The organism is Acetatifactor aquisgranensis (assembly GCF_943193215.1).
Classification (GTDB): Bacteria; Bacillota; Clostridia; order Lachnospirales; family Lachnospiraceae; genus Acetatifactor; species Acetatifactor aquisgranensis.
Window position 1 is genome coordinate 1 of sequence record NZ_CALPDH010000050.1, and the last position, 25,245, is coordinate 25,245.

The 25,245-nt window shown below is 49.7% G+C and carries 31 protein-coding genes; 3 read left to right on the plus strand and 28 right to left on the minus strand.

The features are described 5' to 3' along the window. Nucleotides 1–293: 293 nt before the first annotated feature. Entirely contained in the window at nucleotides 294–956 is a 663-nt protein-coding gene (locus NFS35_RS26305; protein ID WP_162227484.1) for a DUF3879 family protein, read from the minus strand. A gap of 171 nt (nucleotides 957–1,127) precedes the next feature. Here NFS35_RS26305 and NFS35_RS26310 point away from each other — a divergent pair, with 171 nt between their 5' ends. Next, nucleotides 1,128–1,457, plus strand: a complete 330-nt coding sequence (locus NFS35_RS26310; protein WP_162227483.1) for a helix-turn-helix domain-containing protein — start codon at nucleotides 1,128–1,130, stop codon at nucleotides 1,455–1,457. Nucleotides 1,458–1,753: 296 nt separating this feature from the next. Here NFS35_RS26310 and NFS35_RS26315 read toward each other — a convergent pair whose 3' ends face one another. The 3 genes from NFS35_RS26315 to NFS35_RS26325 all read right to left on the minus strand — a co-directional run bounded on the left by NFS35_RS26315 (nucleotide 1,754) and on the right by NFS35_RS26325 (nucleotide 4,579). Further along, nucleotides 1,754–1,963 carry a hypothetical protein gene (locus NFS35_RS26315; protein ID WP_162227482.1) on the minus strand — a complete coding sequence of 70 codons (210 nt, stop codon included), beginning with the start codon at nucleotides 1,961–1,963 and terminating at the stop codon, nucleotides 1,754–1,756. A 15-nt stretch (nucleotides 1,964–1,978) separates the two neighbouring features. Then, nucleotides 1,979–3,943: an FtsX-like permease family protein gene (locus tag NFS35_RS26320; protein ID WP_162227481.1), complete on the minus strand. Its 1,965-nt coding sequence runs from the start codon at nucleotides 3,941–3,943 to the stop codon at nucleotides 1,979–1,981. A gap of 381 nt (nucleotides 3,944–4,324) precedes the next feature. Continuing rightward, entirely contained in the window at nucleotides 4,325–4,579 is a 255-nt protein-coding gene (locus tag NFS35_RS26325; RefSeq protein WP_160263267.1) for a hypothetical protein, read from the minus strand. 168 nt (nucleotides 4,580–4,747) lie between these two features. Here NFS35_RS26325 and NFS35_RS26330 point away from each other — a divergent pair, with 168 nt between their 5' ends. Both NFS35_RS26330 and NFS35_RS26335 read left to right on the plus strand, forming a co-directional pair. Further along, the gene (locus tag NFS35_RS26330) at nucleotides 4,748–5,074 is read left to right on the plus strand and encodes a hypothetical protein (RefSeq protein WP_160263268.1); all 327 of its coding nucleotides are present in this window, start codon (nucleotides 4,748–4,750) and stop codon (nucleotides 5,072–5,074) included. Nucleotides 5,075–5,131: 57 nt separating this feature from the next. Further along, the gene (locus NFS35_RS26335) at nucleotides 5,132–5,392 is read left to right on the plus strand and encodes a hypothetical protein (protein WP_160581621.1); all 261 of its coding nucleotides are present in this window, start codon (nucleotides 5,132–5,134) and stop codon (nucleotides 5,390–5,392) included. Nucleotides 5,393–5,502: 110 nt separating this feature from the next. On the opposite strand, the gene NFS35_RS26340 is transcribed toward NFS35_RS26335, so the two are convergent. The 24 genes from NFS35_RS26340 to NFS35_RS26455 all read right to left on the minus strand — a co-directional run bounded on the left by NFS35_RS26340 (nucleotide 5,503) and on the right by NFS35_RS26455 (nucleotide 25,162). After that, nucleotides 5,503–6,081, minus strand: a complete 579-nt coding sequence (locus tag NFS35_RS26340) for a phage holin, LLH family (protein WP_251209959.1) — start codon at nucleotides 6,079–6,081, stop codon at nucleotides 5,503–5,505. Nucleotides 6,082–6,115: 34 nt separating this feature from the next. Continuing rightward, nucleotides 6,116–7,813, minus strand: coding sequence for a LysM peptidoglycan-binding domain-containing protein (locus NFS35_RS26345; protein ID WP_251209960.1), 1,698 nt, complete (start codon nucleotides 7,811–7,813; stop codon nucleotides 6,116–6,118). Between the two features lie 19 nt (nucleotides 7,814–7,832). Continuing rightward, entirely contained in the window at nucleotides 7,833–8,243 is a 411-nt protein-coding gene (locus NFS35_RS26350; RefSeq protein ID WP_251209961.1) for a hypothetical protein, read from the minus strand. Next, complete coding sequence (locus tag NFS35_RS26355) at nucleotides 8,221–8,673, minus strand: hypothetical protein (protein WP_251209962.1); 453 nt, start codon at nucleotides 8,671–8,673, stop codon at nucleotides 8,221–8,223. Before NFS35_RS26355 ends, NFS35_RS26350 begins: the two co-directional genes overlap by 23 nt. Further along, nucleotides 8,660–9,754 (minus strand): reverse transcriptase/maturase family protein, encoded by a 1,095-nt coding sequence (locus NFS35_RS26360; protein ID WP_251209963.1) that lies wholly within the window; start codon nucleotides 9,752–9,754, stop codon nucleotides 8,660–8,662. Before NFS35_RS26360 ends, NFS35_RS26355 begins: the two co-directional genes overlap by 14 nt. Before the next feature lie 406 nt (nucleotides 9,755–10,160). Continuing rightward, complete coding sequence (gene avd, locus NFS35_RS26365; RefSeq protein WP_160263274.1) at nucleotides 10,161–10,631, minus strand: diversity-generating retroelement protein Avd; 471 nt, start codon at nucleotides 10,629–10,631, stop codon at nucleotides 10,161–10,163. A 64-nt stretch (nucleotides 10,632–10,695) separates the two neighbouring features. Next, the gene (locus NFS35_RS26370) at nucleotides 10,696–11,763 is read right to left on the minus strand and encodes a hypothetical protein (protein WP_251209964.1); all 1,068 of its coding nucleotides are present in this window, start codon (nucleotides 11,761–11,763) and stop codon (nucleotides 10,696–10,698) included. 3 nt (nucleotides 11,764–11,766) lie between these two features. Next, the gene (locus NFS35_RS26375; RefSeq protein WP_160263276.1) at nucleotides 11,767–12,123 is read right to left on the minus strand and encodes a hypothetical protein; all 357 of its coding nucleotides are present in this window, start codon (nucleotides 12,121–12,123) and stop codon (nucleotides 11,767–11,769) included. Further along, nucleotides 12,113–12,280: a hypothetical protein gene (locus tag NFS35_RS26380; RefSeq protein ID WP_160581623.1), complete on the minus strand. Its 168-nt coding sequence runs from the start codon at nucleotides 12,278–12,280 to the stop codon at nucleotides 12,113–12,115. Before NFS35_RS26380 ends, NFS35_RS26375 begins: the two co-directional genes overlap by 11 nt. Then, a complete protein-coding gene (locus tag NFS35_RS26385) occupies nucleotides 12,273–12,773 on the minus strand; it encodes a hypothetical protein (RefSeq protein WP_251209965.1) in 501 nt (166 codons plus the stop codon). The genes NFS35_RS26380 and NFS35_RS26385 overlap by 8 nt, the downstream gene beginning before the upstream one ends. Before the next feature lie 3 nt (nucleotides 12,774–12,776). Further along, nucleotides 12,777–13,088: a hypothetical protein gene (locus tag NFS35_RS26390; RefSeq protein WP_251209966.1), complete on the minus strand. Its 312-nt coding sequence runs from the start codon at nucleotides 13,086–13,088 to the stop codon at nucleotides 12,777–12,779. Between the two features lie 18 nt (nucleotides 13,089–13,106). Further along, on the minus strand, nucleotides 13,107–14,105 hold the full coding sequence (locus tag NFS35_RS26395; protein ID WP_251209967.1) for a phage tail protein I: 999 nt from the start codon (nucleotides 14,103–14,105) through the stop codon (nucleotides 13,107–13,109). Continuing rightward, nucleotides 14,098–15,243: a baseplate assembly protein gene (locus NFS35_RS26400; RefSeq protein ID WP_160263280.1), complete on the minus strand. Its 1,146-nt coding sequence runs from the start codon at nucleotides 15,241–15,243 to the stop codon at nucleotides 14,098–14,100. Before NFS35_RS26400 ends, NFS35_RS26395 begins: the two co-directional genes overlap by 8 nt. Next, nucleotides 15,233–15,562, minus strand: coding sequence for a GPW/gp25 family protein (locus tag NFS35_RS26405; RefSeq protein WP_160263281.1), 330 nt, complete (start codon nucleotides 15,560–15,562; stop codon nucleotides 15,233–15,235). Before NFS35_RS26405 ends, NFS35_RS26400 begins: the two co-directional genes overlap by 11 nt. A 4-nt stretch (nucleotides 15,563–15,566) precedes the next feature. Further along, complete coding sequence (locus NFS35_RS26410) at nucleotides 15,567–15,968, minus strand: phage tail protein (RefSeq protein WP_251209968.1); 402 nt, start codon at nucleotides 15,966–15,968, stop codon at nucleotides 15,567–15,569. 3 nt (nucleotides 15,969–15,971) lie between these two features. Further along, complete coding sequence (locus tag NFS35_RS26415; protein ID WP_251209969.1) at nucleotides 15,972–16,295, minus strand: hypothetical protein; 324 nt, start codon at nucleotides 16,293–16,295, stop codon at nucleotides 15,972–15,974. Next, the gene (locus NFS35_RS26420) at nucleotides 16,295–17,620 is read right to left on the minus strand and encodes a LysM peptidoglycan-binding domain-containing protein (protein WP_251209970.1); all 1,326 of its coding nucleotides are present in this window, start codon (nucleotides 17,618–17,620) and stop codon (nucleotides 16,295–16,297) included. The genes NFS35_RS26415 and NFS35_RS26420 overlap by 1 nt, the downstream gene beginning before the upstream one ends. After that, nucleotides 17,617–17,838 (minus strand): tail protein X, encoded by a 222-nt coding sequence (locus tag NFS35_RS26425; RefSeq protein ID WP_251209971.1) that lies wholly within the window; start codon nucleotides 17,836–17,838, stop codon nucleotides 17,617–17,619. The genes NFS35_RS26420 and NFS35_RS26425 overlap by 4 nt, the downstream gene beginning before the upstream one ends. Beyond that, entirely contained in the window at nucleotides 17,831–21,397 is a 3,567-nt protein-coding gene (locus tag NFS35_RS26430; protein WP_251209972.1) for a phage tail tape measure protein, read from the minus strand. Before NFS35_RS26430 ends, NFS35_RS26425 begins: the two co-directional genes overlap by 8 nt. Nucleotides 21,398–21,582: 185 nt before the next feature. Beyond that, complete coding sequence (locus tag NFS35_RS26435; protein ID WP_251209973.1) at nucleotides 21,583–21,999, minus strand: phage tail assembly protein; 417 nt, start codon at nucleotides 21,997–21,999, stop codon at nucleotides 21,583–21,585. 41 nt (nucleotides 22,000–22,040) lie between these two features. Beyond that, entirely contained in the window at nucleotides 22,041–22,682 is a 642-nt protein-coding gene (locus NFS35_RS26440; protein ID WP_251209974.1) for an AP2 domain-containing protein, read from the minus strand. Next, entirely contained in the window at nucleotides 22,666–22,836 is a 171-nt protein-coding gene (locus NFS35_RS26445; protein WP_251209975.1) for a hypothetical protein, read from the minus strand. Before NFS35_RS26445 ends, NFS35_RS26440 begins: the two co-directional genes overlap by 17 nt. 355 nt (nucleotides 22,837–23,191) lie before the next feature. Continuing rightward, nucleotides 23,192–23,701 carry a phage major tail tube protein gene (locus NFS35_RS26450; RefSeq protein ID WP_251209976.1) on the minus strand — a complete coding sequence of 170 codons (510 nt, stop codon included), beginning with the start codon at nucleotides 23,699–23,701 and terminating at the stop codon, nucleotides 23,192–23,194. Between the two features lie 30 nt (nucleotides 23,702–23,731). Then, nucleotides 23,732–25,162 carry a phage tail sheath family protein gene (locus NFS35_RS26455; RefSeq protein ID WP_251209977.1) on the minus strand — a complete coding sequence of 477 codons (1,431 nt, stop codon included), beginning with the start codon at nucleotides 25,160–25,162 and terminating at the stop codon, nucleotides 23,732–23,734. Between the last annotated feature and the right edge of the window lie 83 nt (nucleotides 25,163–25,245).

Genomic DNA, 25,245 nt, shown 5'->3' on the forward strand with positions numbered 1-25,245 from the left:
GCACTGCGCAGTCAATTGGATAAAGGTTGGAAAAATAATTCGTCATTTGCGTCTCCCTCAATTCGCCGTCCGACACTCTGTCGGTCAGAGCCGCTCCTGCTCCCTCATAATAAGTCCGAGCAATTTATCACGAAACACATTCCCCTAACTTCCTTTGTCCCTAATTCCCATGACAAACACCTCCCTCCGCTAAGTATACGAAACAATCCTCAAAAAAGTTTCATGCCGCCCATAAGTCCGGGCATTCCGCAGGGGCAAGGTTTTATGCTCCTCTGCGGAATCGGGTGTAATCCTTATATCTTCATATCCAATGTGCTGCCCAAAGACGGCTTTTTTACAAACGTATTTCCACTTTTGACAAGCTGGCTTTCCACGGATTCCCTTGTAACGCTGTCCAGTATGCCCGGATCAAAAGGCTGTCCCGGCTGCCAGTTGGGATTAGCCGCCTTTACCGCCGCATACATCGCAGAACGGTATTTCCCTTCATACTGCTGCAAAGTCCATGTTCCCTTCGCACGGTCTTCCTTCTTTACGCTTAATTGATATTCCCTGAATACTTGCGACCGTTTCGTTGTATCGCCATTGGAAATGCCATTCTCCTGAATGAATTCCCTTTTCACATTGTCGAACATCTTCTGCCGCGCATCATCGGAAACATTTATCAACTGCTGCCATGTTGAACGGTCTACGGTGCCATCTTCTCCGTGATACATCCCCGGCACAACTACTCCGCCCGGTCCGACAAAATCTCCGTCAGAATTATAATTCTGCATGACATTCCTCATATGTGCTTCGCGCCCGCCCAATAATTCATATAACATTTTTTGTTCGGGCGTCATCATTGCCTCTTCCGCAATGAGTTTGTCTAAATGATCCTTTGCCGCTGCCTTATACTGCTTGCTGTTAGTGTTGATTCCTGTATAACCGGAACCGCCTGCATTAAAACTAATATTCATACCATCATCCTCCTTTGATAAAAATATTTGAAATCCGTTTCATGGCTTTATTGTATATATCGTCATTCCAACAAAAATTTTTAAGAGTTTCTGCATTATTTAGTCCATCTGCACTTTTAAGTCATTATTAGCTTATCGATTTGCACTTACAATGCAATAGAGGTGGTATCCATGATAGATTATAAATCAATCGGCAGTAAAATCAGGAAACAGAGGACAGCCCGCAATATGTCGCAGGAAAGGCTGGCGGAATTATGCGACGTCGGCACAACCCATATCTCCCACATCGAGACCGGCAACTGCATCCCCAGCTTAAAGGTCTTTATCGCTATCCTGAATGCTCTGTCCTGTTCTGCCGACCAGCTTTTATGTGACGAGCTGGATAATGCAGAACTGACATACAAGACCGAAATCGGCAGCCTTTTAGACGACTGTTCCAGCCATGAACTTATGATAATCACGAATACAATACAGGCCTTAAAATCATCCCTGCGTAAATAGGGATTTACACAGGCAGCACCCATACATAATATCGGATCATGGGGTATTTTTTCAAACCAGACTGCACCAAGCTCCCATTTATTGCACGAAACGACTATAAAGCATATTATATCCAAGCGGACATACCCTAAAGTTTTTCGCCTTTCATCCGGCAGCACTTCCAATCATATAATCCGGCGGAAACGGCAGGCCGCCGCTTATGAGGCAAATCTCCCCATAGCGGCGGTTTCTTTTGTGCTATCCGGCTTTCAGTTCCACTAAAACAATCTCAGTTATTGAAACGGAATGGTATCCCCTTAAAACATAAAGTCGTTAATGGCACTTATAATAATAATTCCAATGCCAAACAGCATAAGCAAAATCCCCGGTATGCGCAGATACCATTTATAATGACCGGGCATTTCACTTTTCTTCATCAGCCACCAAAACGGCTTACAGAAGATAATCATAAGCAGACCACCAATTAAACAGACAACAGCAAAAATAATTCCGAAATTAAAGCTCATATCTACTCCTTCCTATCAGCACATTACTATTTTGCAATAAACCCTTGCGGTACTGAAATACATCACTATATAAATAAGGACAAACAATAGGGAAATTGCCCCCGTACAAAGCAGTAACATCCAAATATTTGTCAGTCCAAGAGTGGCAAGCAACATACCGATTGCATAAAGCGAAACTGCTAAATGAATAATAGCAACCACCAGCGGGAAGAAAAACATCGTCCGAATTTCTTTGTGAACCACGGCAGACACTTCATTACGGCTAAGTCCTACCTTTTGCATAACTTCAAAATTGTATCTGTCGCTATACCCCTCTGTAATCTGCTTATAATAAATAACCAAAGTTAAGAAAATCATAAATAATAGGCTTAACAGCAAACCAATAAACAAAAATCCTCCGTAAGTATAATTACTGTCTCGCTTTTCTGCTTCTGCATTTTCAAACTTTACCCCGGCAAAATTAGCACTAATTTGACTTTGCAATGCGGCGGTAAAATCATCTTCACCTATACCTTCTGCGTCAAACATCATGCAGTATGTCTTATGAAATCTCTTTTCAGAGGGTGACAATTCAGCAAAGATATTGTCTATATCCACCTGTGACGGACAAACAAGAAAGTATCGTGTTTCAGAAGATAGTATACTTTTGTTTTGTATAGCTAATTGTGATAATTCACTTTTTACCCGATATTTCAAATCATTAAAACATATTTCAGAAACACCTAAATCTTTTGACGAAGAAAATACTAATATTTCATCAGCCCCAAGTTGTTCCGATCTTCCCTCCATGCGGTTATAATCTTCTACTGTAATCAGATAGATTGCACAAGTGCTGTTTGCCGGGTGTACTTCCGGCTGATAGACAGAAAATGTATTATCCTTATAAACACCGCTTATATAGGTAACATTATAGTCAACTTCTTTGTTTATCATCATATTGTATTGCTCTGCGATTTGGTGAACAAGTTCTGGCAAAGTGCTTTGTCCGTCCATCGCATTTTCAACAGAAATTTTTGTTTCCATAGGAAAGCGAAAAGAAACCATTTCTCTTTGCCCTACATATAGTGACAACGTAGTAGTGGCAATAACCATAACAACGGTACTTAAAATGCAGATATTTGACAATCCTTTCGCATTTTGTTTCAGCCGATAAATAAGCCCGGAAACAGAAATAAAATTCTGTGGCTTGTAATAATATTTATCATTCCTTTTCAAAGCGTTTAGTAAAACAACAGAGCTGGACGAAAAGAAAAACATGCTTCCTGCCAAAATCAATAAAGCAATAGGGAAGACACGCCCAATAATATCAATGGGTGAGGGTGTAGTAAGTATCAACGTATATGCACCCCCAAGGCATAAAACTCCTAAAATGGCTTTTATTACCACAAACGAATTATAAGTATCTCCTTTATGGGCAGCATACAGCAATTCAACAGGCTTTGCTTTTATGACGGAAAACAGGTTATAAAGCAGGATCAGTATACCAATCACCACAAACCAAGCGATTGTCTGTGTAAGTGCTTCTATCCCAAACTGAAACGCAAGCCCGCTATCTAAGTGAAGCAGCTTCAACAAGATAAGGAAAAACAGCTTCCCCAAAAAAACACCCAAAATAATACCCGCAATAAGCCCGGCTGCTGTGAGCAGCAAGCTTTCAAGCATAAGGACTTTGGCAATATGTTTCTTTTCCAAGCCAAAGATATTATACAAGCCCAACTCTTTTTTGCGCTGCCGTATAAGCAGTCCATTTGTATATAAAAGAAATACTCCCGCAAATAAGCCCGTCATAATAACACCAACTTTAATAAACTGAACAAAAATATAGCTTCCGGGCAGAGTCGCAATGATTGTCTGGTTTTGAATTGAAGCCATAACATAGAAAATCATTACGGACAAAACATTTGTCAGAAAAAACGGATAATATACAGGCTTGTTTTTTTTAATATTTGAAACCGCAAGCCGGATATAAAAGTTACGCATATAATCCCTCCTTTTGCAAAAGGATTTTCAGATTATCAGAAATCTTTTCTTGAAAGGTTTCATTATCCATATTTCCACGATACAGTTGATTAAAAAGCTGTCCGTCACGGATAAATAAAACACGCCCTGCGTAACAGGCAGTTTTAACGCTATGCGTTACGACAAGGATAGTCTGTCCCTTTTGGTGTATGTCTGTAAACATTTTCATAACCTGTGCAGAAGAACGGGAATCCAAAGCTCCCGTGGGTGCTGTTAAGTTAGTACAAATGAAATTTGTTACCTATGTACAAAATTTTTCGTCAAACATCAGTTGTTGAACTATGCACTATATACAAAGCCCCGGAAGACTGCTGCCCTCCGGGGTCTTTTATTTCCGTCCCATCACCTTTCCTCTTCCTTCTCCCTCTCCCAGGTCATTTCCTGGCCTGTTTCCCTCTGGTATCGCTCCTTGATTGCCTGTTCAACATAGGCATTAAAGGACTGCCCCTGCGCCTGGGCCGCCTCCTGGACCCTGGCTTTCATACCTTTGGGCAGGGCCAGTTCTCCCCGGTCATAATTCTTTCCCCTGTGCTTATTTTTCGCCCTTGTGGCCGCTGCCCCCCTGGGCGTGGGGTATTTTCTTCCTTCACCTTCCATCAATTTTCCCTCCATGCCGTTTTTTACAGTATACCACACTATTTTCTGTTACGGAAGTATAAACCTTGCACAAATATACTTCCGTAACTTTGTGCAATTTCCCTATTGAAATTATACTTCCGTAAGTATATAATGGACTTATAAGGTAAAGGAAAGGACGGAAACAAAATGGAAATCGCAAATACAATTCTTGATCAGTTGGGCGGAAACAAATTTTTAGCAATGACCGGGGCAAATCACCTGCTTGCAGACGGAAACACATTGAGAATGACCCTCCCCAAAAATAACAGCAGGGCGAACCGCTTATACATCACCCTGGACCCGGACGACACCTATACAATGCGGTTCTTCCGCTTCACGCCGGGCCGCTTGAATAAAAAGACTTTCGCCTGGACGGAAGATAAAACCCAGGAAGTCAGACTGGAAAAAGGCGTCTATTGCGATATGTTACAGGGTATCTTCACAGCAATCACAGGAATGGCCACACACTTATAAACCGCAGGGGGGGCGGCACTGCTGCCCCCATCACCACAAAAAGAAGGGAGAACGAACATGATTGCAAATAATTTCAATGACTTTGTAGAAAAGGTTACGGAAGCGGAAAGAACGGCACTGAATACCCCGGAAGGCCAGGAGATCACAAAGAAAATTCTGGAAATGAAACTGGCCCAGGACCCGAACATGACCCCGGAAGAATGGCAAAATACAAAATCCCAGTTCTTAACCTTTCTTTTCGTCATGATCGTAAAGGAAAACCCGGAAGCCATGAAAGAACTGGGGACGCATGTATGGAACGAAATGCAGGAAGCGTGAATGGCGCTCCTGTTTGCCCCAGGAACGGCAGAAAGCCCGCAGACGGTAAAATATACCACCTGCGGGCTTTCTCTCTGTTCTGGGGCTTCCTGGGCACGTCTGGCGGGGCTTTATTCGCTTTCCACCACTACTTCCACGCCCACGGATAACTGATCAGCCGTTTCCTTTTCCAGCGTCCCTACTTTCTGCCCGTCATCACCATATACATTGACGGTTCCGTCCTGGTTCTCTTCCAGGGCGCCTTCCGGCACATTGTCCGTTGCCACGGCCTGCCTGCGGTCTGCCTGGGCGCCTCCTGTGAACACATTCACTATGGGGGCTTTTGCCACTTCTCTTTGTCCGATCTTATAATACATTGCCTGGGTTTCCTGGGTGCCTGCTTCCTTCTCCCCTGCCTTCATAGCCTCATACGCCGCCTGGGCAATGGCCTTCAACTGGTTTTCCGTCACCTTTATGCCCTTTTCCTCTGCGATCTTGTACAGTTCCTTGACCACGGCGTCCATTTTCTCCTGGCCCGTGGAAGCCTTCATGAACTCCCTGGCCCATACCACGAACTTTCCGGCCCATGGTGCCAGATCATTCAGTTTATCCGCCACGTTTTTGGGCATGTTGGGAAATACATACTTTCCGCATACAAAAGCGCCCACCATGACCCCCAGGGTGATTGCCTGCATAATAATGTTGTCCATCTCGTTTTCCTCTCTTTCTCTTTTTTCCTGCCGCTTACTGCGGGATTTTAATAACCTGGCCTACAGAAATACGGTTCGGGTCCGCAATGCCATTGTAGGCCGCCAGGGCCTGCACCGTGGTTCCGTATCTGGCCGCAATGCCGGAAAGCGTGTCACCACGCTTCACCGTGTAGCTTCCGCCGGGCTTCTGGGTGCCTCCCTGGGGCGCTGTAGCACCATTTCCAGGAATTTTAATAACCTGGCCTACAGAAATACGGTTCGGGTCCGCAATGCCATTGTAGGCTGCCAGGGACTGTACCGTGGTGCCGTACCTGGCCGCAATGCCGGAAAGCGTGTCACCACGCTTCACCGTGTAGCTTCCGCCGGGCTTCTGGGTGCCTCCCTGGGGCGCTGTAGCACCATTTCCAGGAATTTTAATAACCTGGCCTACAGAAATACGGTTCGGGTCCGCAATGCCGTTGTAGGCCGCCAGGGACTGTACCGTGGTGCCGTACCTGGCCGCAATGCCGGAAAGCGTGTCCCCTCTCTTTACCGTGTAGCTGCCGCCGGGCTGTCCGGCAGCAGGCTTCTGGGTGCCTCCCTGGGACGCTGCGGGGGTATTGGTGCCGCCGCCCAGCTTCTGCGCAATGGCCGCAAAGTCCGGCGTGATAAACCCCCGGATATACCGGGCGTTATAATCCAGCCTGCGGTGCCCGATCTTCCCGCCGTCCATATTGCCTTCGGTGACAATGAAATAATTGCCCCCGGTTTCCGTCACAATGCCGATATGGTCCCCGCCGCCTGTATTGTCTCCCACGCCGTTGTCCTGCCAGTCATAGCAGCAGGCGTCCCCCAGGCCGGGGCGGTGTGCGTCATTCTCCGTCCAGATACCCATTTTCATGGCCAGTTCAATGAATTTCTGCACCCCGCATTCCGTCCCGGTATACTGGGCAATCCCGGCCAGGATATATGCGGCGCTCACCGTAGTGGCACAGTATGCGTCATGGGGCTGTACCCTGTAGCCACGGGCCAGCGGGGCATGGCCGTTATAGGTTGCCAGGATTTCCTGGTGTTCCTTGCTTCCCTTTTTCCCGCCTTCCCATGCGGTGATGATATTGGCCACTTTCTGCCGCAGTTCCTGTTCCGTCATCTTTGTGTTTCCTCCCGTCTGCTGGCTGCCTAAATTCAGCGCCCTGGCCGCATTGTATACCGCATTCCGCCGGGTGCTGTACTTGCCCATGACACGATCTGCCAGGCCAGCGCTGTGCAGGGTGTCAAGGGTTACGGGTTTCCTTGCGGCTTTCGCCACCCTTGCGGAAGCGCCGCCGCCTCCCTGGTTTTCCAAATCGGCAAAGTATACCAGGGCGGCAGGGTCAGCCACTCCGACTTTCAGCCCGTGTTCCACATATGCGTACACGTCCTTTTCCGCCAGATCGTCCTGGGCCTTCTTTCCGGCGTCCGTCACCAGCAGGCGGCTGATTGCCTGCTTTTCCTGGGGGTTCACCGTGCGGGTGTTCCAGTCTGCCGCCGTGGTGATCTCACGATAAAGGGCAGCCCCCAGAATGGACGCCGCCCTGGCTTCCGCCGCACAGACCGTTTTCAGCAGGGCCAGCGCCCGCCCGCCGTGCCACTGCACCTTCCCCACGCTCACGGCTCCGTTGTCATTGGCATTGACGGAACCATAATTGCCTTCCTGCCCGAAAATGATCTTCTGGGCGGCCTGGGAAACCTCTTTTTTCTGCTTCTCTTCCACCGTTTTACCTCCTTCTTTTTTATTGGGAACTCATGTTGCTAAAATCAGACAAACTTGCCGCTGTATCCGGCAATGCCTGCTTGATTTTCAAAAGGTTTTCAGCTTTGGATTTCCAGCAATAGAAACCCACTGCCAGGACGGCCACGGACCCCACAAACGCCAGCAGGGTGGAAAGCTGGTACACGTCCTTGACGATCACCACCCACACGCCCACCAGGAACGCAAGGTGGTATGTCACCAGGACGGAAAAGACAATCACTTTCGTGGCCTGTATCTTCTTTTCCGGGTGTTCCTGGCGGTCCTTTTTCCTCCGCCTGCGGGCCGCCGCAATCGTCCTGGCATTAAAAATCATTACAACAAAAAGGCAGGCCATAAAGCCCGCCAAAAAGGCAAGTATCATCATTCCTTCATTCCTCCCCGTCTTCGTCATCTGGCCTTACCACCAGAAAGCTGTTTTTTTCAAGGCAGCGCTGGTATAGCTTTTCTATGTACTCATACGCCAGATCAACCTGCCCGTTTTCAATTTTATTTGTTTTCACATATTCTGCGTAATCGTCATGCACGGAAATAATGTGGTCAAACTCTTCTTTTGTATGCTTCCGGCGGTTCATGCAGGAGTTGGCGAACTCCAATATTTCAGACCGCCAGCTGTCAACTTTGTGGGACTCAAAATCTTTTGCCAGCTTATCCAGCTTTTCCTGCATGTCCCGGTTTAGCTGTTTCCCCAGCCAGCCTATAAGCGCACGGACCGGCTGTATTTTGATATGCGGCGTTAGATCAATGACAATCCCGGCGGCGGCCAGCAGCCCCAGCAGGTTCTTTCCCCACTCCCACAAGGCGTTCCATTCAATTTGCGGCATTTCCCATCACCTCCCGTCTGTAAATATCGTTCAGTTTCTGGGCCATGCCGTGGCTGTTGAAATGCTTCAAAATGCCCTTATAGGACGCCACTGTCCTGGCCATCTTTTCCCGGTCCATCTCCCCCGCATGATAGGCCGAAAAAACGTATTCCAGGCGCTTGATCATCTTCTTTGCAGTTTTCTTCCGTAACTTTACATGGGTTGACCATACCCGGAACCCCACAAATTCAGCGCCCAGGCAAACCGGGCGTATACAGGTTTTATTATTCAACTGTAGGTGCAAGCGGTTTTCCAGGAATGCCGCTATTTCATTTTTCACCTTTTCCAGGTGCCGCTTGCTGTTGTGAATAATGATCACATCGTCCATGTAACGGATATAATACCGCATATGCAGTTTGTGCTTGCAAAACTGGTCTAACTGGTCCAGATATAAATTTGCAAACATTTGACTGGTCAAATTCCCTATGGGCAGTCCCACTTCCGCCAGCAGGTCCGTGAACGGAACGTCCCCTATATCCGCCCCCATGGGCAGGCCAAAATTGGTATCTTCGCAGTTTACAATGCCTTCCATGATATACAGCAGGTCTTTGTCTGCAATCTTAAGCCGCAGTATGTCCATTAAAATTTCATGGTCTATGCGGTAAAAATACTTGCTTATATCCAATTTCAGATAATAGTATTTTCCCGGCTTCCGCTCCACCTGGCGGAACCAGTATTGCAGGCGCTTCACCGCCTTGTGGGTGCCCTTCCCCTTCCGGCAGGCGTAACTGTCAAAAATAAACTGCTTATCCAATAGCGGATTTAACTGCCTGTAAATAGCGTGCTGCGCCACCCTGTCTTTAAAGTCCAGGGCCATAATCAGCCGCCTTTTCGGCTCATACACGAAAAACTTTCGGTATGCCCCCACTTTGTAGGTCTTCCAGATAAATTCATTTTGCAGGGTGATCAAATTTTCTTCCAGCTTTTCCGTGTATGCCATCACGTCCGGGCGGTCACGTTTCTGTTTTATGCCGTCTTTGTAGGCATAGAAAAGGTTTTCAAAATCATAAATTTTCGGGAAAAGATTTTTGATTTTTTTCATGCGATACCTCCAAAACTCATATTAAAGGGCCGGGCAAATCCACGCCAGGCAATCCCCGGCGTGGAACGTGACAAATTGCCAGTTTCCCGCCTGGCTTTCGGGCGTATGCCTTACTAACTGTCTTCCCGGCAATATATATTTTTCCTGCGGCCTGTTCGACCATTGGAAAGGAAAAGGACCCCTTATGCCTAAATGCACGGGGTATAGACTCTTGAGCCTATACCAAATCTGGCCTTATTTAGGGTTAAGCGGAACGGAAACCAATGTTCACATTGACGTTAGAACGGGGGTTGTTCAGATTGACAGCGGACGCCCCGGCGTTGGAAGTGTTGTTGAAACTCGACCCCCGGAACGGCAGCCCACGACACCGATTAAATGGCCCTTTCCCTATAAAAATGCGGCCATTTTACTGGCTGCCCTTTTTACCTTTATTTTGTTCCTTGCTTGCCTCCCCATTGACGTACTTTTCATAGTTCCCGATCTGGCCGCCCAGGTGGTTGATTAACTTCGCCCAGTTCTCATATTTCCGCATGGGCAGGCACGGTCTTTTATCCGGGTACATTTCTTCATCTGCCGCCAGGCGTATGAAATGCCGCAGTACGTCCACTTCCGTGTCCAGTTCTCCCAGCGTGGTCTTTTTATAGTGCTTGTTTTCCAGGGTGATCACCAGGCGCAATATGGTATACATGGACTGCCGGATTTCACGGGCCAGCGTTGCCCGCTCATACTTTGGAAAATCTTTCAGCGCAATATTTCCGTACTTGATAATTTCATACACCTTATTTTTCATGCGGAAGTCTTCTGTTTTGGCATTATTTCCTATGCCGTCCAGCTGTTGTTCCCCTGGGGCCTTCGGCGCTGCGTTTTGCTTCTCCATTTTTTATTCCTTTTTACTGTTTTAAAAAAGTGTGGGACTTGCTACCGCAAGCCCACACAGTTTATCAGTCTTCCGTTTGCAGTTCGGCATAAGCGGAACGGAAACCAAGGCGCACATAGACGTCAGAACGGGGGTGGTTCAGAATGACAGCGGACGCCCCGGCGTTGGAAGTGTTGTTGAAACTCGACCCCCGGAACGGCAGGCGTTCCCCGTCATTCCTCGCATAGAAACGATCTCCGCCGTATGTAGCGCTGCTTTCCGGGAACATTCCCATTGCGATCAAAATTTTCGGAATGCTTACCCCGGACGCCGCCGCCAGGTCCTTGAAGGGCAGGGACGGCCACTGATCACCGCTTGAAACATTCGTCAGGGATATTCCGATCTGCGGCGCTCCGCCTGCCGTCTTAAGGTCCACTTTAAGGGTTCCCGCCGTTCCGGGTGCCACCAGGGAACCGTCCGGCTTGATTGCCTTCCACTCCGTAGACCCCGCCGCCATGCTACAGGTGGACTTCATGGAATTGCCATAGGGTATGATCTGGATTTCCCCGTTATACAGGCGGAAACCTGCCACCCACTCCCACACATTCCCGCACAGATCAGCAATGCCCGCCGGGCTATGGTCATGATACCAGGTTGTGGGGCCGCTGCCCGTGGCTGTCCTGCCTCCGCCATAGTTCTGGTATTTATAGGTGGTAATGCCTCTTTCATGGGCGTGTGTATAGCACTTGCCATAATTAGTATTGCCACGGGGGACTGTCTTGTTTTTCTGGCTCCACAGGGTCAGCGCCGCAAAAACCCCGTTCTGGTTAAGGTGCCAGCCGTTCCCCTTTTTCCGGCAGGCGGCCAGGGCGGCGTCAAAATCCAGGCTTGCTTTCGGGTCCACCATGGGAAGAGAATACGCCCGCTCATGCTTGATAATGTTCGGGTACTTAGATACCCAGATCACTTCCTTTTCCACGCCGTCCACAATCCACCAGGGCAGCGTTTCCTGGGTCCCGCCCGTGATAATGTCCGCATATGTCATTTTGGGCACCCCTACCATGATAGAGGGCAGGCCCAGGTCATCAAAAATAACCTTGTTATTCGGCCCAAAAGACGCTACCGCCAGGGCCAGATCATCAAAATTCTGCATGTATTATTCCTCCATTCCCCATAAAATCAGCGTACAAAGCGCCATGTCAAACGGCACGGGAACTGGGACCATGACCGTTTCCCCGTCCTCATTGCGCTGTTCGCTCTCCTGTTCTACATAACGGCGGGGCGGTATGACCACCTGGGCGGCATACTTCCGGGACTTTTCGGCCACGCCGTTGATCAAGCCCCCGTCAGCGTCCAGGCAAATGTCAATCATATTTTCTTCGTCCCGCTCCTTTGCGGATACCTTCACGGTCAGTTCATCTTCGCCATAAGTGAAGGTAATTCTTTCACTGGTTACGGAATACCCCAGGTGAATGCCGGGCGTCTTTTCCACTACCTTGATTTTATTTGCCATTCCTGTTTCCTCCCTTCATGATTTCACGGCTTCTGGCCGCAATAATGGCGGCGGCCTCCCGCTGCTCCGGGGTCCCCCTGCCTGCCACTCCATAGGACCGCAGTACAGCCGCTTCCCGCTGCCTGCGCTCTTCGGTTTTAATGTGGATATTAGCCACTGTAAAAGCCCCCTTTCACAAATAATTTAATGACTGCCTCCCTGGCGCTCCCGGTAAACTTTACCTTAAAGCCGTTGACCAGTTTGTCCGTGATCTCCACCCCGTTCACAAAGCCCCCGGACACGGAAACAATCTCCGCCTGCACGGTATAATTGACATTATTCCGGTTTATGCCCAGCGCCACGGTTTTCTGGCTGGTATTGAACGGGTATGTTTCCGTATTGGTCAGTGTCACCTGGATTGTCTCCCCGGCCAGATCGTCCAGCTTCTGGGCCTGGTGTATGCGGGAGATCATCAGCAGGCCAGCCAGTGCGTGGGCTTCCGAAACCCCGCATTCCAGGTGGTTGAAATTTTTCCCGTTCTGCGGGGTCCCCTGCTGTATCACTGTCCCTTCCACAGGAAGGTGGGTGATCGTCCCGTCCGGGTTCGATTGTTCCCGGTATCGGTTTTCAAACTCCGTCACATGGTCAAGCCATATCTGTTCTACATACATTTTTTACACCTCCTCTTCCAAAAATTTGAATGTGAAGCGGTACAGCACTCCTTCCTGCACCTCTTCCAGCGGGATTTTTTCCGCCTTGACTGCCCACGGCTGGTTATTTTTGTTGAAAAGCTGTACCTCCTGGACAGTCACGCCCGCCGCATTTTCCGGGGTGATCTGGATAAATATAGCAGTATGTCCGTCTTCCAGGTGTTCCCGGCGGTAAATCGGGTATTTCTCCGTTTTCCCGTCTATCGTGACGGCGGCATAAGAGATCACGTCATCAAGAAAAACCTGTAAATCGGCAAATGCCTGCGGTGTCAACATGGTGGTTTCCTCCTTTCCCTATAGTCTCCGGGGACTTCCGCACAGTTTTGTATTGTATTTAAACCCCGTGCCCTCTGCCCGCCCAGAAACATTCCCGCCCGCTGTCTGCTGCTGGATATTCCGGCCCGGCACTGTCCCCGCAATGGGCACGGTGTAGGTGCTTCCCTCTGCCTGGGTCTGCGCCATGATCTCCGTGTCAGCGCTGCCGCCCCTGGCGCTTCTCTGGGGTATCTTCCCGGCCTCCGTGACCCCCGCAGGCACATTTCTGTACTTTACGATTTCCAGGGCTGTTTCCGCCGTTATATGGGCCTCATTCCCCCGAAAAATAACATTGCGCTGCGGTATGGTTCCGGCCTGCGGCACAGAAAAAATAAAGCCTGCCGCCTCCGTGCCCACAATAATGGCGGCACCTGCCATGCCGCCTTTTATATTTCTGTATGGATATGTTCCCGCATTCAGCCGCCCGGTCACAGGCGTTTTATAGACGATATAGTCCGTATGCGTTCTGATAATGCAGTCTATTCTTGTCTGGTATACAATGCCGTCCAAATGGGAAGACAGGCGTTTATACATTCGTATGGCTTTCACCAGCTGGGCCAAACTGGCCGTTATGCGGTCCTCTGTCACATCACAGACAACACGGAAATGGTGTGGCTCCCCTCCATAGTTAAACCACTCTTCTACTTCGCTTTTGGGCCATATACTCCCCAGGGCTGTTTCCATAGCGTATTTTGTGCCCATTTTTTTGTGAACCTTTACGCTGTTCTTTACCATGTCCCGCTTTACCTGTAGAGGGTAACTGTAATCGTACCAGTCAACGTGCATATCGTATGCCAGTATGTCCACCAGGTCTTCCGGCAGTTCTTCAAATCGGGAGTAGATCAGCACATTATCCATATTGCCGCTAACTGTCAGCAGCTGGTCCGTCAGCGTCCTGGCCAGCGCAATCATTTTGGGGTCATGCCTTAATGCACCGGGGAGAAAATCGGAAAAGTCCGTGCTGTATATGTCATTCATCTTCAATCCCCCCATTCATCACTACCTGCTGCCCTTCCAGCCTGGCCACATAGGTTTCCGGCACCACCGCAAAGGCGGGCTTTCTGATCTCCACACGCTTCACGCCTGCTGCCATCAGCATACTGTTAAGCTGGGAAGGGTTTATGTCCCGGCCCATTTTGGCGGTCTGCCATGTGATATAGTTCTTTACTGCCTCCTTCGCCGCCCCCTCAATGATCTTGCTGCTGGCCTGGCTGTACCGTGGTATGTAATAGGTCACGTCAACCTCAAACGGGCTTTCTATGGGTTTTGATACTGTCACTTTATCTGTAAGCGGTCTTACCTCGCTTGTGTTCAATGCCTCTTCCACCTGGCTGATCACGGCGTCCGTGGGCAGTTTCCCGTCTTGCAGTAATATTCTAATATCCACCACGCCTGCTTCCGGGCTTGTGGCCGTCACGTCCGCTATGGCCGGGGACACCTTTTTGACGTGGTATATATAGCCCCCTATCGGCCCCGCCGTGGAAAAACTCTCCATACTCTCCCGCAGGCGTTCATAATAGCTGGCGTCCGTCTCTTCGTCCGCCCCTCCCACGGTCCGGGTGATGTTCTCTATCTTGAAAAAATAATCGTAGGTGTCCATGATCTCTTTCACCTGCCCTATTGCCAGATCATTTCCGGCTTTCCCAGGCGTCAGGCACTGGCCGTTTACGTCCCCATAGGTTTCCCCGGCCTTGATCTCCAAATCTTCCACCGTGGCAAATATGATATTGCTGTCAAAACTTATCCTTGTGCCCGCCTTGACAATGACACTCTGGGGCTGTGCCTCCGATATGTAGCACCGAAAAACAGCTATGGCCGGGGAAGCGGGCAGGCGTGGGGTATCCTTGAAAAGCTCCGCCAGGCTGTCCAGATATTTCCCTTCCGCATACCTGGGAACGTTCTTTTTGGCCGTCTCATTGATTAAAATTCTTTGCTGTACGATCACGGCGGCGGCCCAGGAGATAAAAAGCCTTTCCGGGGACGCCGGATATACTTTTTTCTTTTTCCCCGTCTCCTGTTCATACATCAATTCAAAAAGGGCGATCATGCTGTTTTCTATCGTTTCCACGTCCGTTTCCACGAACTCAATTTCCGGGTATTGTATTTTAGTATCCATCTTCCCGCACCCCCTCTATTTCTACTGTAGGTATCAGCTGCCCCGTGGTGTGGTCTGCTTCAACTGTCACATGCGCTATAATCGCCCGTGGCTCATACCTTTCGATCTGGTCATACACATGCGCCACGATCTCATTTTCAATCACATTCAGCGGACGGCCACGGAACGGCCCATCTGCCCCCAGGCCCCGCACCATGGGGACGGACCCTGCCACGGTATCCAGAATAATGGCAATGTTGCGCAATACTTCCTGGTGTTTGTTCGGCGGGTCCAGGTCAATGTTTTCCAGCAGTTTCCCGTCACCCCTTAAAACCTCCATACTGTCACCTTCTCCCGTATTCTTTCAGCGTCACGGTCACTTCCGCCGCCCAGCAGTTGCCCCGGTTATCAAATGTTTTCATGGCGCTGGACACTTTGGTGATTGCCCATTTATAATCACCGTACACCCTGCCGCCTATCACCAGGCGTTCCGCCGTGCCTTCTCGGACCATGCGCCGCAGGTCATTCACCGATTTTAAAGGGTTTACTCCCAAAAATACGCTGAACTTCATTTTAAACGTGATCTGTTCGGGGTCCGGCCCCAGAAATTCCAAAAGGTCCGGCTGTAAATGCCTGTCATGGGTTGCGTATGCGGCGGAAGTGTCCCATTTCAGATCATCAAATGTACTAACCTTGTTAGAGGACACCACAAAAGAAAGCCCTCCAAACGTCCCTATTTTTGCCACGTTCTACACCTCCCCCAAAACGTATCCGTCCCCGTCCGGGTAATACAGGCACAGCACCTGGTCATTTATTTTGGGGTTCCAGTCCGTCACATAGGCGGCGTGGAAATGGCCGTCCGCTTTGTCCGTCTTATTTCCCGCCTTTTCTTTTTCCCCAGGCACCACCGCCCTGGGACGTGTCAGCACCTTAATGGGCGGGGATATGATACCCCCCAGGTTGTCAAACTTGACCCTGGCCATGCGTGTGCTGGCGTCATAAGCGTGTACGGTGCCTATCCGTATGATCTTCTTTAAAACCTCTAAAATGTCTTTTTCCTTCTGCGCCGTCATCAATAGCCCTCCAAAATCTGCACCAGGTCAATGTCCGTGGTGTATCCGCCTGTTAGGCTATGCTTCGCACTCTTGACCCTGTATTTTTTATCAAACTGCTGGAAGCCTTGCAGCCTTACCACGATACCCGCCACCAGCTGAACGTCTCCCGCCATCTTGAAACTGCATGTAAATTCCTGGGCATTCTTTTCCCGCAGGCGCTTCATTGCCAGGCGCTTTGCCTCTTCGGTGTTGGCCACCCTCTCATTGATTTCCAGCACCTGGCCGGTCCCTGTCATGCTGTCCGGGGTGTATGTATATTCAATGGTCTGTTTTTTCTCCGTGTTGGTATAGGACACATGACAGCTTGTATATGCTGCGTCCTTTAGGTTCGTGCCCATGCGGAAGGAAATAATATCACTGCTGCCGTATGTGATCACTTTGGTTACAGGCTTTGTGTCATATTCCTGCTTGTCAAAAATCACAATGGCCATTTTCGTGACCTTCAGCGCCTTCCCCTCTGCATGGCATAAATCCTGTAAAAACCGTATGTCGGACTGCTGTACCTGTTCTTTCTTGTCATATTCCGGGTTGTCGCTGCACTCATACAGGAAGCTGAAGCCTGCTTCCTGGGCAATCTGCTGGCCTATCGCCCGCAGGCTGTTTTTCTCCCAGTTCCGTGATTTCTTCATCATGCGGAACGTGGACGTATAGGGGATTGACGTACTTTTCAATGTTGTTTTTAAAGGCGGCCCGGAAACGTCCACGCTGTCAATTTCAAATGTCCCACATTCCAGTACGCCGTTTTTCCCGGTATCGTTCCAGTTTTTTTGCACCAGCGTGACTTTCACCATGCGGGGCTGTGACGCCAATGTGGTTGTTTCCTGTACCTCTGTCACTGTCGTGGATACCTGGCCCCCTGTGGTGATACGGAAAACCTGTCCGGGGAAAATCAAATCCGGGTTCCTTACACCGTTTTCCTGGGCAATCTGGGGATATTTTGACGCCTTCCCCAGATAGCGCAAAGCTATTGCGGAAAGCGTGTCACCACGTTTCACAACATAGTTGATCACTTCTGTTTGTGCCACCTGCTTTTGCACCTGCTTTGTGCTTTTAATGATTGTCGGCTTTACTTCCAGCCATGCGCCGTTCAGATTTCTTTCCCGGTCATCATATTCCAGCTGGAAGTCATCTGCGCTGTCCTCTTCATTGTCCGTGTAGCTGGCTTTCAGTAAATGGCGTGTCAGATCGTCCGGCACGTCAATGTTGAAAAGTTCCAGCCTTAATTCCACCCGGCGGGCGTTGCCTGTTTCTAAATCCCCGAAAAGGCTGTAATTTTCATTCATTCAAAAATCCCCCTTTGCCATGGCGGAAGCTGTATACTGGGTTCATCTTCCACCGCCGGAATGGTCAAGACCACTCCGGCAGGGAAAACAAAGGTTGTGGCATGTCTGATATTCGCCTTGATCAGCTTATCCATGTACAGGGTGCTGCCCATCTGTTCATAGGCTATTTTATCCCACATATCCCCCTGTATTGTGGTATAGGTCTTATTCTTACTCATAATCAGACCGCCTTTCGTCATCTTCTTTTTTGCGGACTGCCTCTTCAAACTCCCGCAAAAGTCTCCTGTTATTCTCTTCCAGCTTCTGGTCCAGATCGTCCGGCCTGTTTCCGTCCACCACGATTGTGGGGGAATTATGCAGCGTTATGGTGTAACCGCCCCCGCCTCCGGCTGCGATCACTTCCGGCGCTCTGGCCGTCTGTACCTGCGGCATGGGCGCTGGAATGCCCTGCGCTGCCGCTCCTGCCACGGAAGCCGCCGCACTCTGGCTGCGCTCCATGATCTGCTGGGTCTGGGCTGCCGTGTACACGGTCCTGCCCGGCATGTTGGTGATTAGTTCCGGGCCTTTCTCGCCAGCTATGAAAGTATCCGGCGTATTCCGTGACCCTACTGCAAGTTGTGGGATTTCCGGGATATTTATTCCCATGCCGCCTATTCCCGGCACCCAGTCCGGCACTTTCAGACAGTTCAGCCCACGGATAACGACATTCACGGCACTTGTTATGCCATTGATCACGCCCTTGCAGACGGACAAAATGGCGTCCCAGATACCGCCGAAAATGGACTTTATGCCTTCCCATGCTTGTGACCAGTTTCCCGTGAATACGCCAGTTATAAACTGGATAATCCCGCCCAGAACCTGCTGTACTGCACTGATAATGCTTCCGATTGTGTTAAACACGTTTTGGAAAATTGACAAAACCGCAGGAAGAACCGCCTGTACTACTGTCAGTATCTGCTGCATAATCGGCTGTATGATGGACCATATGGTCTGAAAGACCGTCTGGACCACGGGCAGCACTGCTGAAAGAACCGTAGTAATGATGGACCCCAGCGTCTGGATACCCTGCACAATAAAGGGCAGGACTTCCGCCACGATAAAGTTAAACACTTCCTGGATAATCGGGAGTACATAGGTCTGTATAAAGGTTATGATCTCGCTGATCACGGGCATTATGCCTGCGATAAAGTCACCAATAATCGGCATTATGCCTGCGATAAAATCCGCTATGGACTGCACGATCTGCATGATGACCGGGGCCGCTGCCTGTATCCCGCCTAAAATTCCGGGTATCACGTTTGTGACGATCACAGACAGTATCTGTTCTGCGACTGGCACAATATGTTCCGTGATAAATCCCACCAGCGTGGACAGGGTGCTGCGCACGGAATTTATGACATTGATAAAACTGTCAAATACCGCCGCCCCTTTCGCTCCGAAAATTTCCTCTATCTTGTCCCTGGCCGCTCCCAGGTTCCCGTCTGAAAATACCCCCTTAATCGCTTCGCCCGCCGTTGTCACCACGGCCACGATCTTGTCAAATACCGCCAGGCCGCTTTCCCCAAATATCCGGCCTATTGCCGCCCGCACTTCGTCAAAGTGGTTCCTCAATAGCTGGACTGCCGTGATCACGCCAGTCACAATGCCTACTACAGGGAAAAGTTTCCCAGCTATTCCTCCCAGGGGTCCCAGCAGGGAACTTCCCAGCTTTCCTATGGGTCCCAGGACTTTTTTAAATATATTTCCTATGGGCGCAATGACGCCGCCCAGCTTGCCAAATCCGGCAGTAATAAATTTCCCTATGCTGCCCAGCGGGCTTTTGGCGATCACCGACCCCAGGCCGGACAATATGCCGCCCAGCTTGCCGCCTAACAGGGAAAACGGCTTTAATACCAGCCCCGCAACTTTCCCCAGGCCGGAACCCATGCCGCCGAAAATAGACATGATACCGCTTCCGGCTGCCCTTAGTTTGGATACCAGCCCGGCACTTGCCACTTGCGCAAGCGCCGCCTTGCTTTTGAACGTCTCCAGGACGATCTTTGCGGTGGTGAAGCCGCTTTTAATGTGCAGAAAACCCAGCTTTGCGCCCAGTCCGGCGATCTTGAAGGCCGCCAGGCCAGCCGCCACCTTAAGGACGGTTTGAACCAGCTTCGGGTTTTCCTGGGCAAATTCGGCCACCTTCGTGACCAGCACGGCCACCTTGTCCGCCACGTTCCCCACAATGGGCAAAAGGTTCTGGCCCAAAACAATACCCAAATTCGTGATACTGTTCTTTGCCTTCGCCATCTTGTTTTCCGTGGTGCCCGCCATCTTATCAAAGGCGCTCTGGGTCATGCCCGTGCTGTTGATCATGTCCGCCACGCTGGCGTTGAACCCGTCCACGCCGTTGGACAGCAAAGATACTGCCGCCTTCCCGGCCTCCGCACTGCCGAACATGTCAGCTATTGTCTTACCGCTCTTTTCCGCCTCCGTCTGCAAGATTGCCAGAACATCGCCCAGGGACATGCCGCTGGCCATCAGATCAGCAAAGCCTTTGCCTGCTGCCTGCCGCAGGGCCTTGTCTGCCGTGGTGCCGCTCTTCCCCATCTCATTCAGCATAGAGTTTGCATAGGTGGTGGTTTCCGCTGCGGCAATACCTTTGGAAGTCATTATGGCGTATGTTGCGCCCAGCTGTTCCAGGGACACATTGTAGGAATTGGCCGTGGGAATAATCTTGCCCATAACGGAAGACAATTCACCCACGGTCACTTTACCTTTGTTCTGTATCTGAACCAGCATGTCACTAACCGTACCCACTTTATCTGCTGACATGCCGTAAGCATTCAGAATGGTGGTGAGTACGTCAAGCGTTTGTGACGTTTCCGCAAATCCGGCTTTCGCCAGCATAGTGGAATTGGTGACGAAATTAACAGCGTCCCCGGACTTCTGCCCCGCAGAAATGGCATTGTAAACATCTTCCGCAATGTCTGTGGCCGCCACCCCTGTGCTGTTAGACAGCGCCAGGATTTCCTGGGAAAACTTTTCAAGCGGCACTGCCTGGGTATCCGCAATCGTTGATACCTTCGCAAGCGCTGTTTCATAACTCTGTGCCGCCTGTACCGGCCCTGCATAAAGCGCCGCCGCCACGGCAGAAAAAGCGCCCACGGTTCCCGGCAGCTGGGTTTTGGTGCTGGATATGCTTTCCTTTATTCGGTTTTGCTCTTCGTTCAGCCTCTGCAAATTTTCCTGTGACGTTTTCAGCCTGTCATAGGATTTTTGCAGGCGCTGGTTTGCGCCTTCCAGATTGTCCGTGTTCACTCCGGCTTCCCGCAGTTCCCGCCCCAGACTGTCAAGCGCTCTTTCCTGGTCTTCTATCGTGGCTGTGGTCTGTTGTATCTGGCTTTTGTTCCCGTTTAACCTCTCCTTTAACCTGTCATGTTCCCGGCCTGTTGCGGACAGTTCATTTTGCAGACGTTTATAGTCTTCAATGTTTCCTTCCGCTTCCGCCGTTTCCATGGCCCTTTGCAGTGCTTTTTTCTTCTGTACCGTCTCCTGCAATTCCGCTTGCAGGCGGTCATGTTCGGCAGTCAGCTGTGTCAGCTTCCCCCGGTTCCTCTCAATGGCACTGCTGGCTTTCTGGTATCCGTCAATTTTGGATTGCAAGGAATTGATCTGCTTCGTGCTGTCTGCCAGCCTTTTCTGGGCGTCAACCGCCGTCTTGAACGTGCTGCTGAAATTCCCGCCCAGGGTTGCTTTTAACTTGAAAAGCAATTCATATTCCCTTTGTGCCCCAGCCACTTTCTTTCCACCCCCTTACTTCTGGTCCTGCCGCTCTGCGTCCTCTTTCGTCACTTCGTTCACGCTGTCAATCCATGCGAAAAAGCGCTTAAGGGGCAGATTTAACCAGTAATCTACAGGTGTATAAGAAAGCCTTGCTAACCTATACGATTGTTTCCGTAGAAAATTTGCGGGCCGCTCTGTCTTTAGTAGCCCACAGCTACCAAAAAATTTCTTGCGGCGTTCTTGATCTTCATGTAATCCCGCAGGGGCAGACGCCGGATTTCATCAGACGCCATATGTGCCGCTTTTGCGGCAATCGCAGACTGGAAGGCGGAAGACACTTCCGCAGACAGAACCACGATATTGCGCTGCTGCAATTCCAGTTCCACATTTTCCACGTCATCACCAGTCAATTCCTCAAAGTAGAAAGTGAGACTTTCGTATTTCCGCCCCATGATCTCCGTGGGTTTCGCAAACTTATGGGTATAATTCAGCGATTTTCCGGGGTCCTCCTTCTTGTTGAAATCAATCACGCCCGCCTCCTGGGCCTTTTCGATCTCTTCCCGCTCCACCTGGTCTTCCTGTGCCATGGGTTTTCCCTGTACCTGCATGTTATCCATCTTTTATTCCTCCTTAAATTTTTGTATCAAAAAAGCAGCCCCTACAGCTGCTTTTTTGTTCTCATTTTCGGGGTTTCCAGCGCTCTTTCAGCGCTCCACCCCATTTTAGTTACCCTATAACGTATCACTGCTTTGCTTAATCCTGTGATTTCTGCCCACTCTGCAATAGTTTTTGTTTCTCCCTTATATGCCAGACAATGATTATTTCTTTTGTTCCTATTGTTGGATTTTGCAGTTACCCAGCGGCAGTTATCTGGACTATATCCTTTTTCATTGTCTTTTCTGTCAATCGTAAGATTTTCAGCATATCCATTTTCTTTTGCCCACTTACAAAAGTTTTCAAATTTTTCCCAATCTTTACATAGTTCAATCCCCCTTCCCCCATAATCGCCGTACTCATGATTGTTTGGATTTTTTGTGCGCTGTCTCATGCCCTGCCAAATTCTATATAGCCGTGTGCCTTTCATTCCATGCTTTGTGTTCGCTTCTTTTGTGCGTTCAATATTCAGACAGCCGCAACTTTTAATTTTCCCGCTTCTCACCGCATGGCCAGAAACGATTTTCCTTTTGCCGCACCTGCATTCACACAGCCATTCTGCACAGCCCTGTTTTGAAACGCCCGAAAAACTAATGACTTTCCAATTCCCGATTTCCCGCCCTGTCAAATCAATTCGTTTTGACATTTATTCCTGCCTCGCTTCCTTTCATCATAAGAATTATCTTTGCCTTTGGGGCGGCGGCTAAATTGTAATAGATTATTCTATTGTTCATGTAGCATATCGCATATATTTCCGGCTTCTGGGTGTACAATATGTGTTTCTTTGTCATATTCTTCATTTCAAAATTCTCCTTTCAAAATACTTGAAAGAATCCCTTCGGCATGATAGAATATTTCATGGAAGGAAACTTTCACAGAAAACAGTCGTTTGTGCTTTGGTCGGTGCTGCGACTGTTTTTATTTTTCCTCCAACTTCCTTATTCCCCGGCTTATTGCTTCTGTCTTGTTGACTTTTTCCTTTTCGCAATATCTTTCCAGGATTTCTTTATCCTCATTGCTAATTCGGATACTAATCTTGTTTGGCCTGGGGTTATCCGTTGGCCTGCCTGTCCGTGGACTCACTTTCTTCACCTCACTTTTGTCTGGCATAAATCAATTATAACTTATGTCTGGCAAAAGTCAAGTGGTTTTTTATCATTTCCCTAACGCACGTCTCACAGCTTCCAGGTAATCCACCCCGTTAATGAAACAGATAAAATTCACGGGGTCCAGTTCGATTTTTCTTACGCCGTTTTTATACATGGCATAATAATAGCAAGCGTGTTCTCCGCTTGCTTCCGCCGGGGTTGCAATCGCCCCCTTGCCAGGCTTGAATTTCTTCGGCATGGTCCGCATAATATGCTTAACGCTTTCCTGGCTGATTTTCCCGCTTCTTTTATCCTGCAACTGCTGCGCCACCCGGCAGTCAATGTTATGCACACGGGGTTCCGTCAGTTTGATTGCGGCGTCAGAAACCGTATTAAAGCTATATGTCACTGTCATTGCTTCCAGGTGCCCGATCACAATCGCTTCAATTTTCCCCGACATTCCGGCCCCGCTGATCTCTTCGGTCAGAAACCCGATCTCCGGGAACTCAACTTCCGCAAGACCCAGGTACTCCGTGGCGTCCTCGTAAACCGCAAAGTTTGTCACCATCTGGTCCATATATCTTTTTCCTCCTTTCCCCTGTTCTTTTTATGCCACCTTAAGGGCGGCAGTCAGATAAGACGTGTCATATTCCAGAACCCAGTCCATTTGCTGTAAAGGGGCGGGCGGGGTCAGATAGACATGGAATTTTGCACGTCCGGCCATAAGGGCGGTCAAGGGGTTCTCACTTTCCAGCATTTCCACACGCCCGCCCAGTATTTTTTCCTCTGCCGTCAATCCGTTCAGCCAGTTATTGACGCCCTGTAAAATAGCGTCTAACAGGCGGCGCTTCATGCTGCGGTCCACATAGTTCCAGTGGGAAAGCACCACCGTTTTTGCCACCCAGCGGAACATACGGTTAATACAGTAAAAATAATCAACCGGGTCCGTGTTCGCAGGGAAGCAGGCCGTATAATTCCCCCAGGATACAAAACCGTTGTAAAAATTCAATGCGGTTACAATCCCGTTGTCATTCAGGAAATTCCCCTGCTGCACGTCCAGGGCAACTTCCTTGCCGTTTGCCAGGACCGTGCTGTCCGCCTGCAAAGACTTGTTGGAAGCGCTTTCGCATGGCGTCCCGCCTCCCAGATCACCGTTGTTGTCTGTAGCCGTCATGGACCCGGCCAGCTGGACGGAAAAATCAAAAATCTTTTCGGACAGCGCCACTTTGGGCCAGCATACGATCTGGTTAGTCTTGCTGAAATTGTTGCGCTTTTTCAGCGCCGGGGCGTCCGTGTAATACGTTGCGCCGTCATTGTCCGTGCTTGCCAGATCAATCATGGCCATGGCGGGAAATACACCGTTGATATTTTCCCCTTTTGCAGACATAACCGCCGCAACTTCGGGGTCATGTGACCAATTCGGACACACGATCAAATCCGGGGCTATGGTGTACTTCGGGAAAGTGCTGTCAATCAGTTCCAGCCCCGTTATGGCATGGGTGGTCACGTCATGCCCGCCGATCACGTCACGTTTCGTCACCTGGGACGGGTCCACGGACATGCTGGACACTTTTACTTCCCCGGTGGTATCCGTGGTAAATTCCACTATGCAGGCGGTGTCTGTATAAAATACCTCGAAATCCTCCCCCCTTGTCTTGCTTTCCACCTTTACGCTGTCCGCAATCACTTCCAGGGGCAGTTCCACCCGGTTTTCCACGGGGGTGCAGGTTACGGCCTTTTCCTCCGTCCTATGCTTTGCCGGGTCCAGTATGTTCACCACAAAGACAGGGGCGATCTTATACAGCATGAATGCGGAATACACTTCCATGCAGAGGCTGTATTTCTGCCAGTCATCAGAATACCCCAGCAACTGCGCCGCCTCTTCATAGCTGTTCAACATGACCACTTCGTTGACTTTCCCGCCCACCATCTGCACGGGAGCCGTGCCCACAACAAAGTGGACGCCGGAAGCCACGGTGACGGGGACGGAAACGCTTGTGGCCTTTTTGCTTGTGTTAATGCCATGCGTTACTGCCATTTTCTTTACCTCCCTATAATGTCAAGTGATTTTCCTTAAAAAATCAAGGAATTTTAAGTTTCATATCTCAGATGAATGAGCCA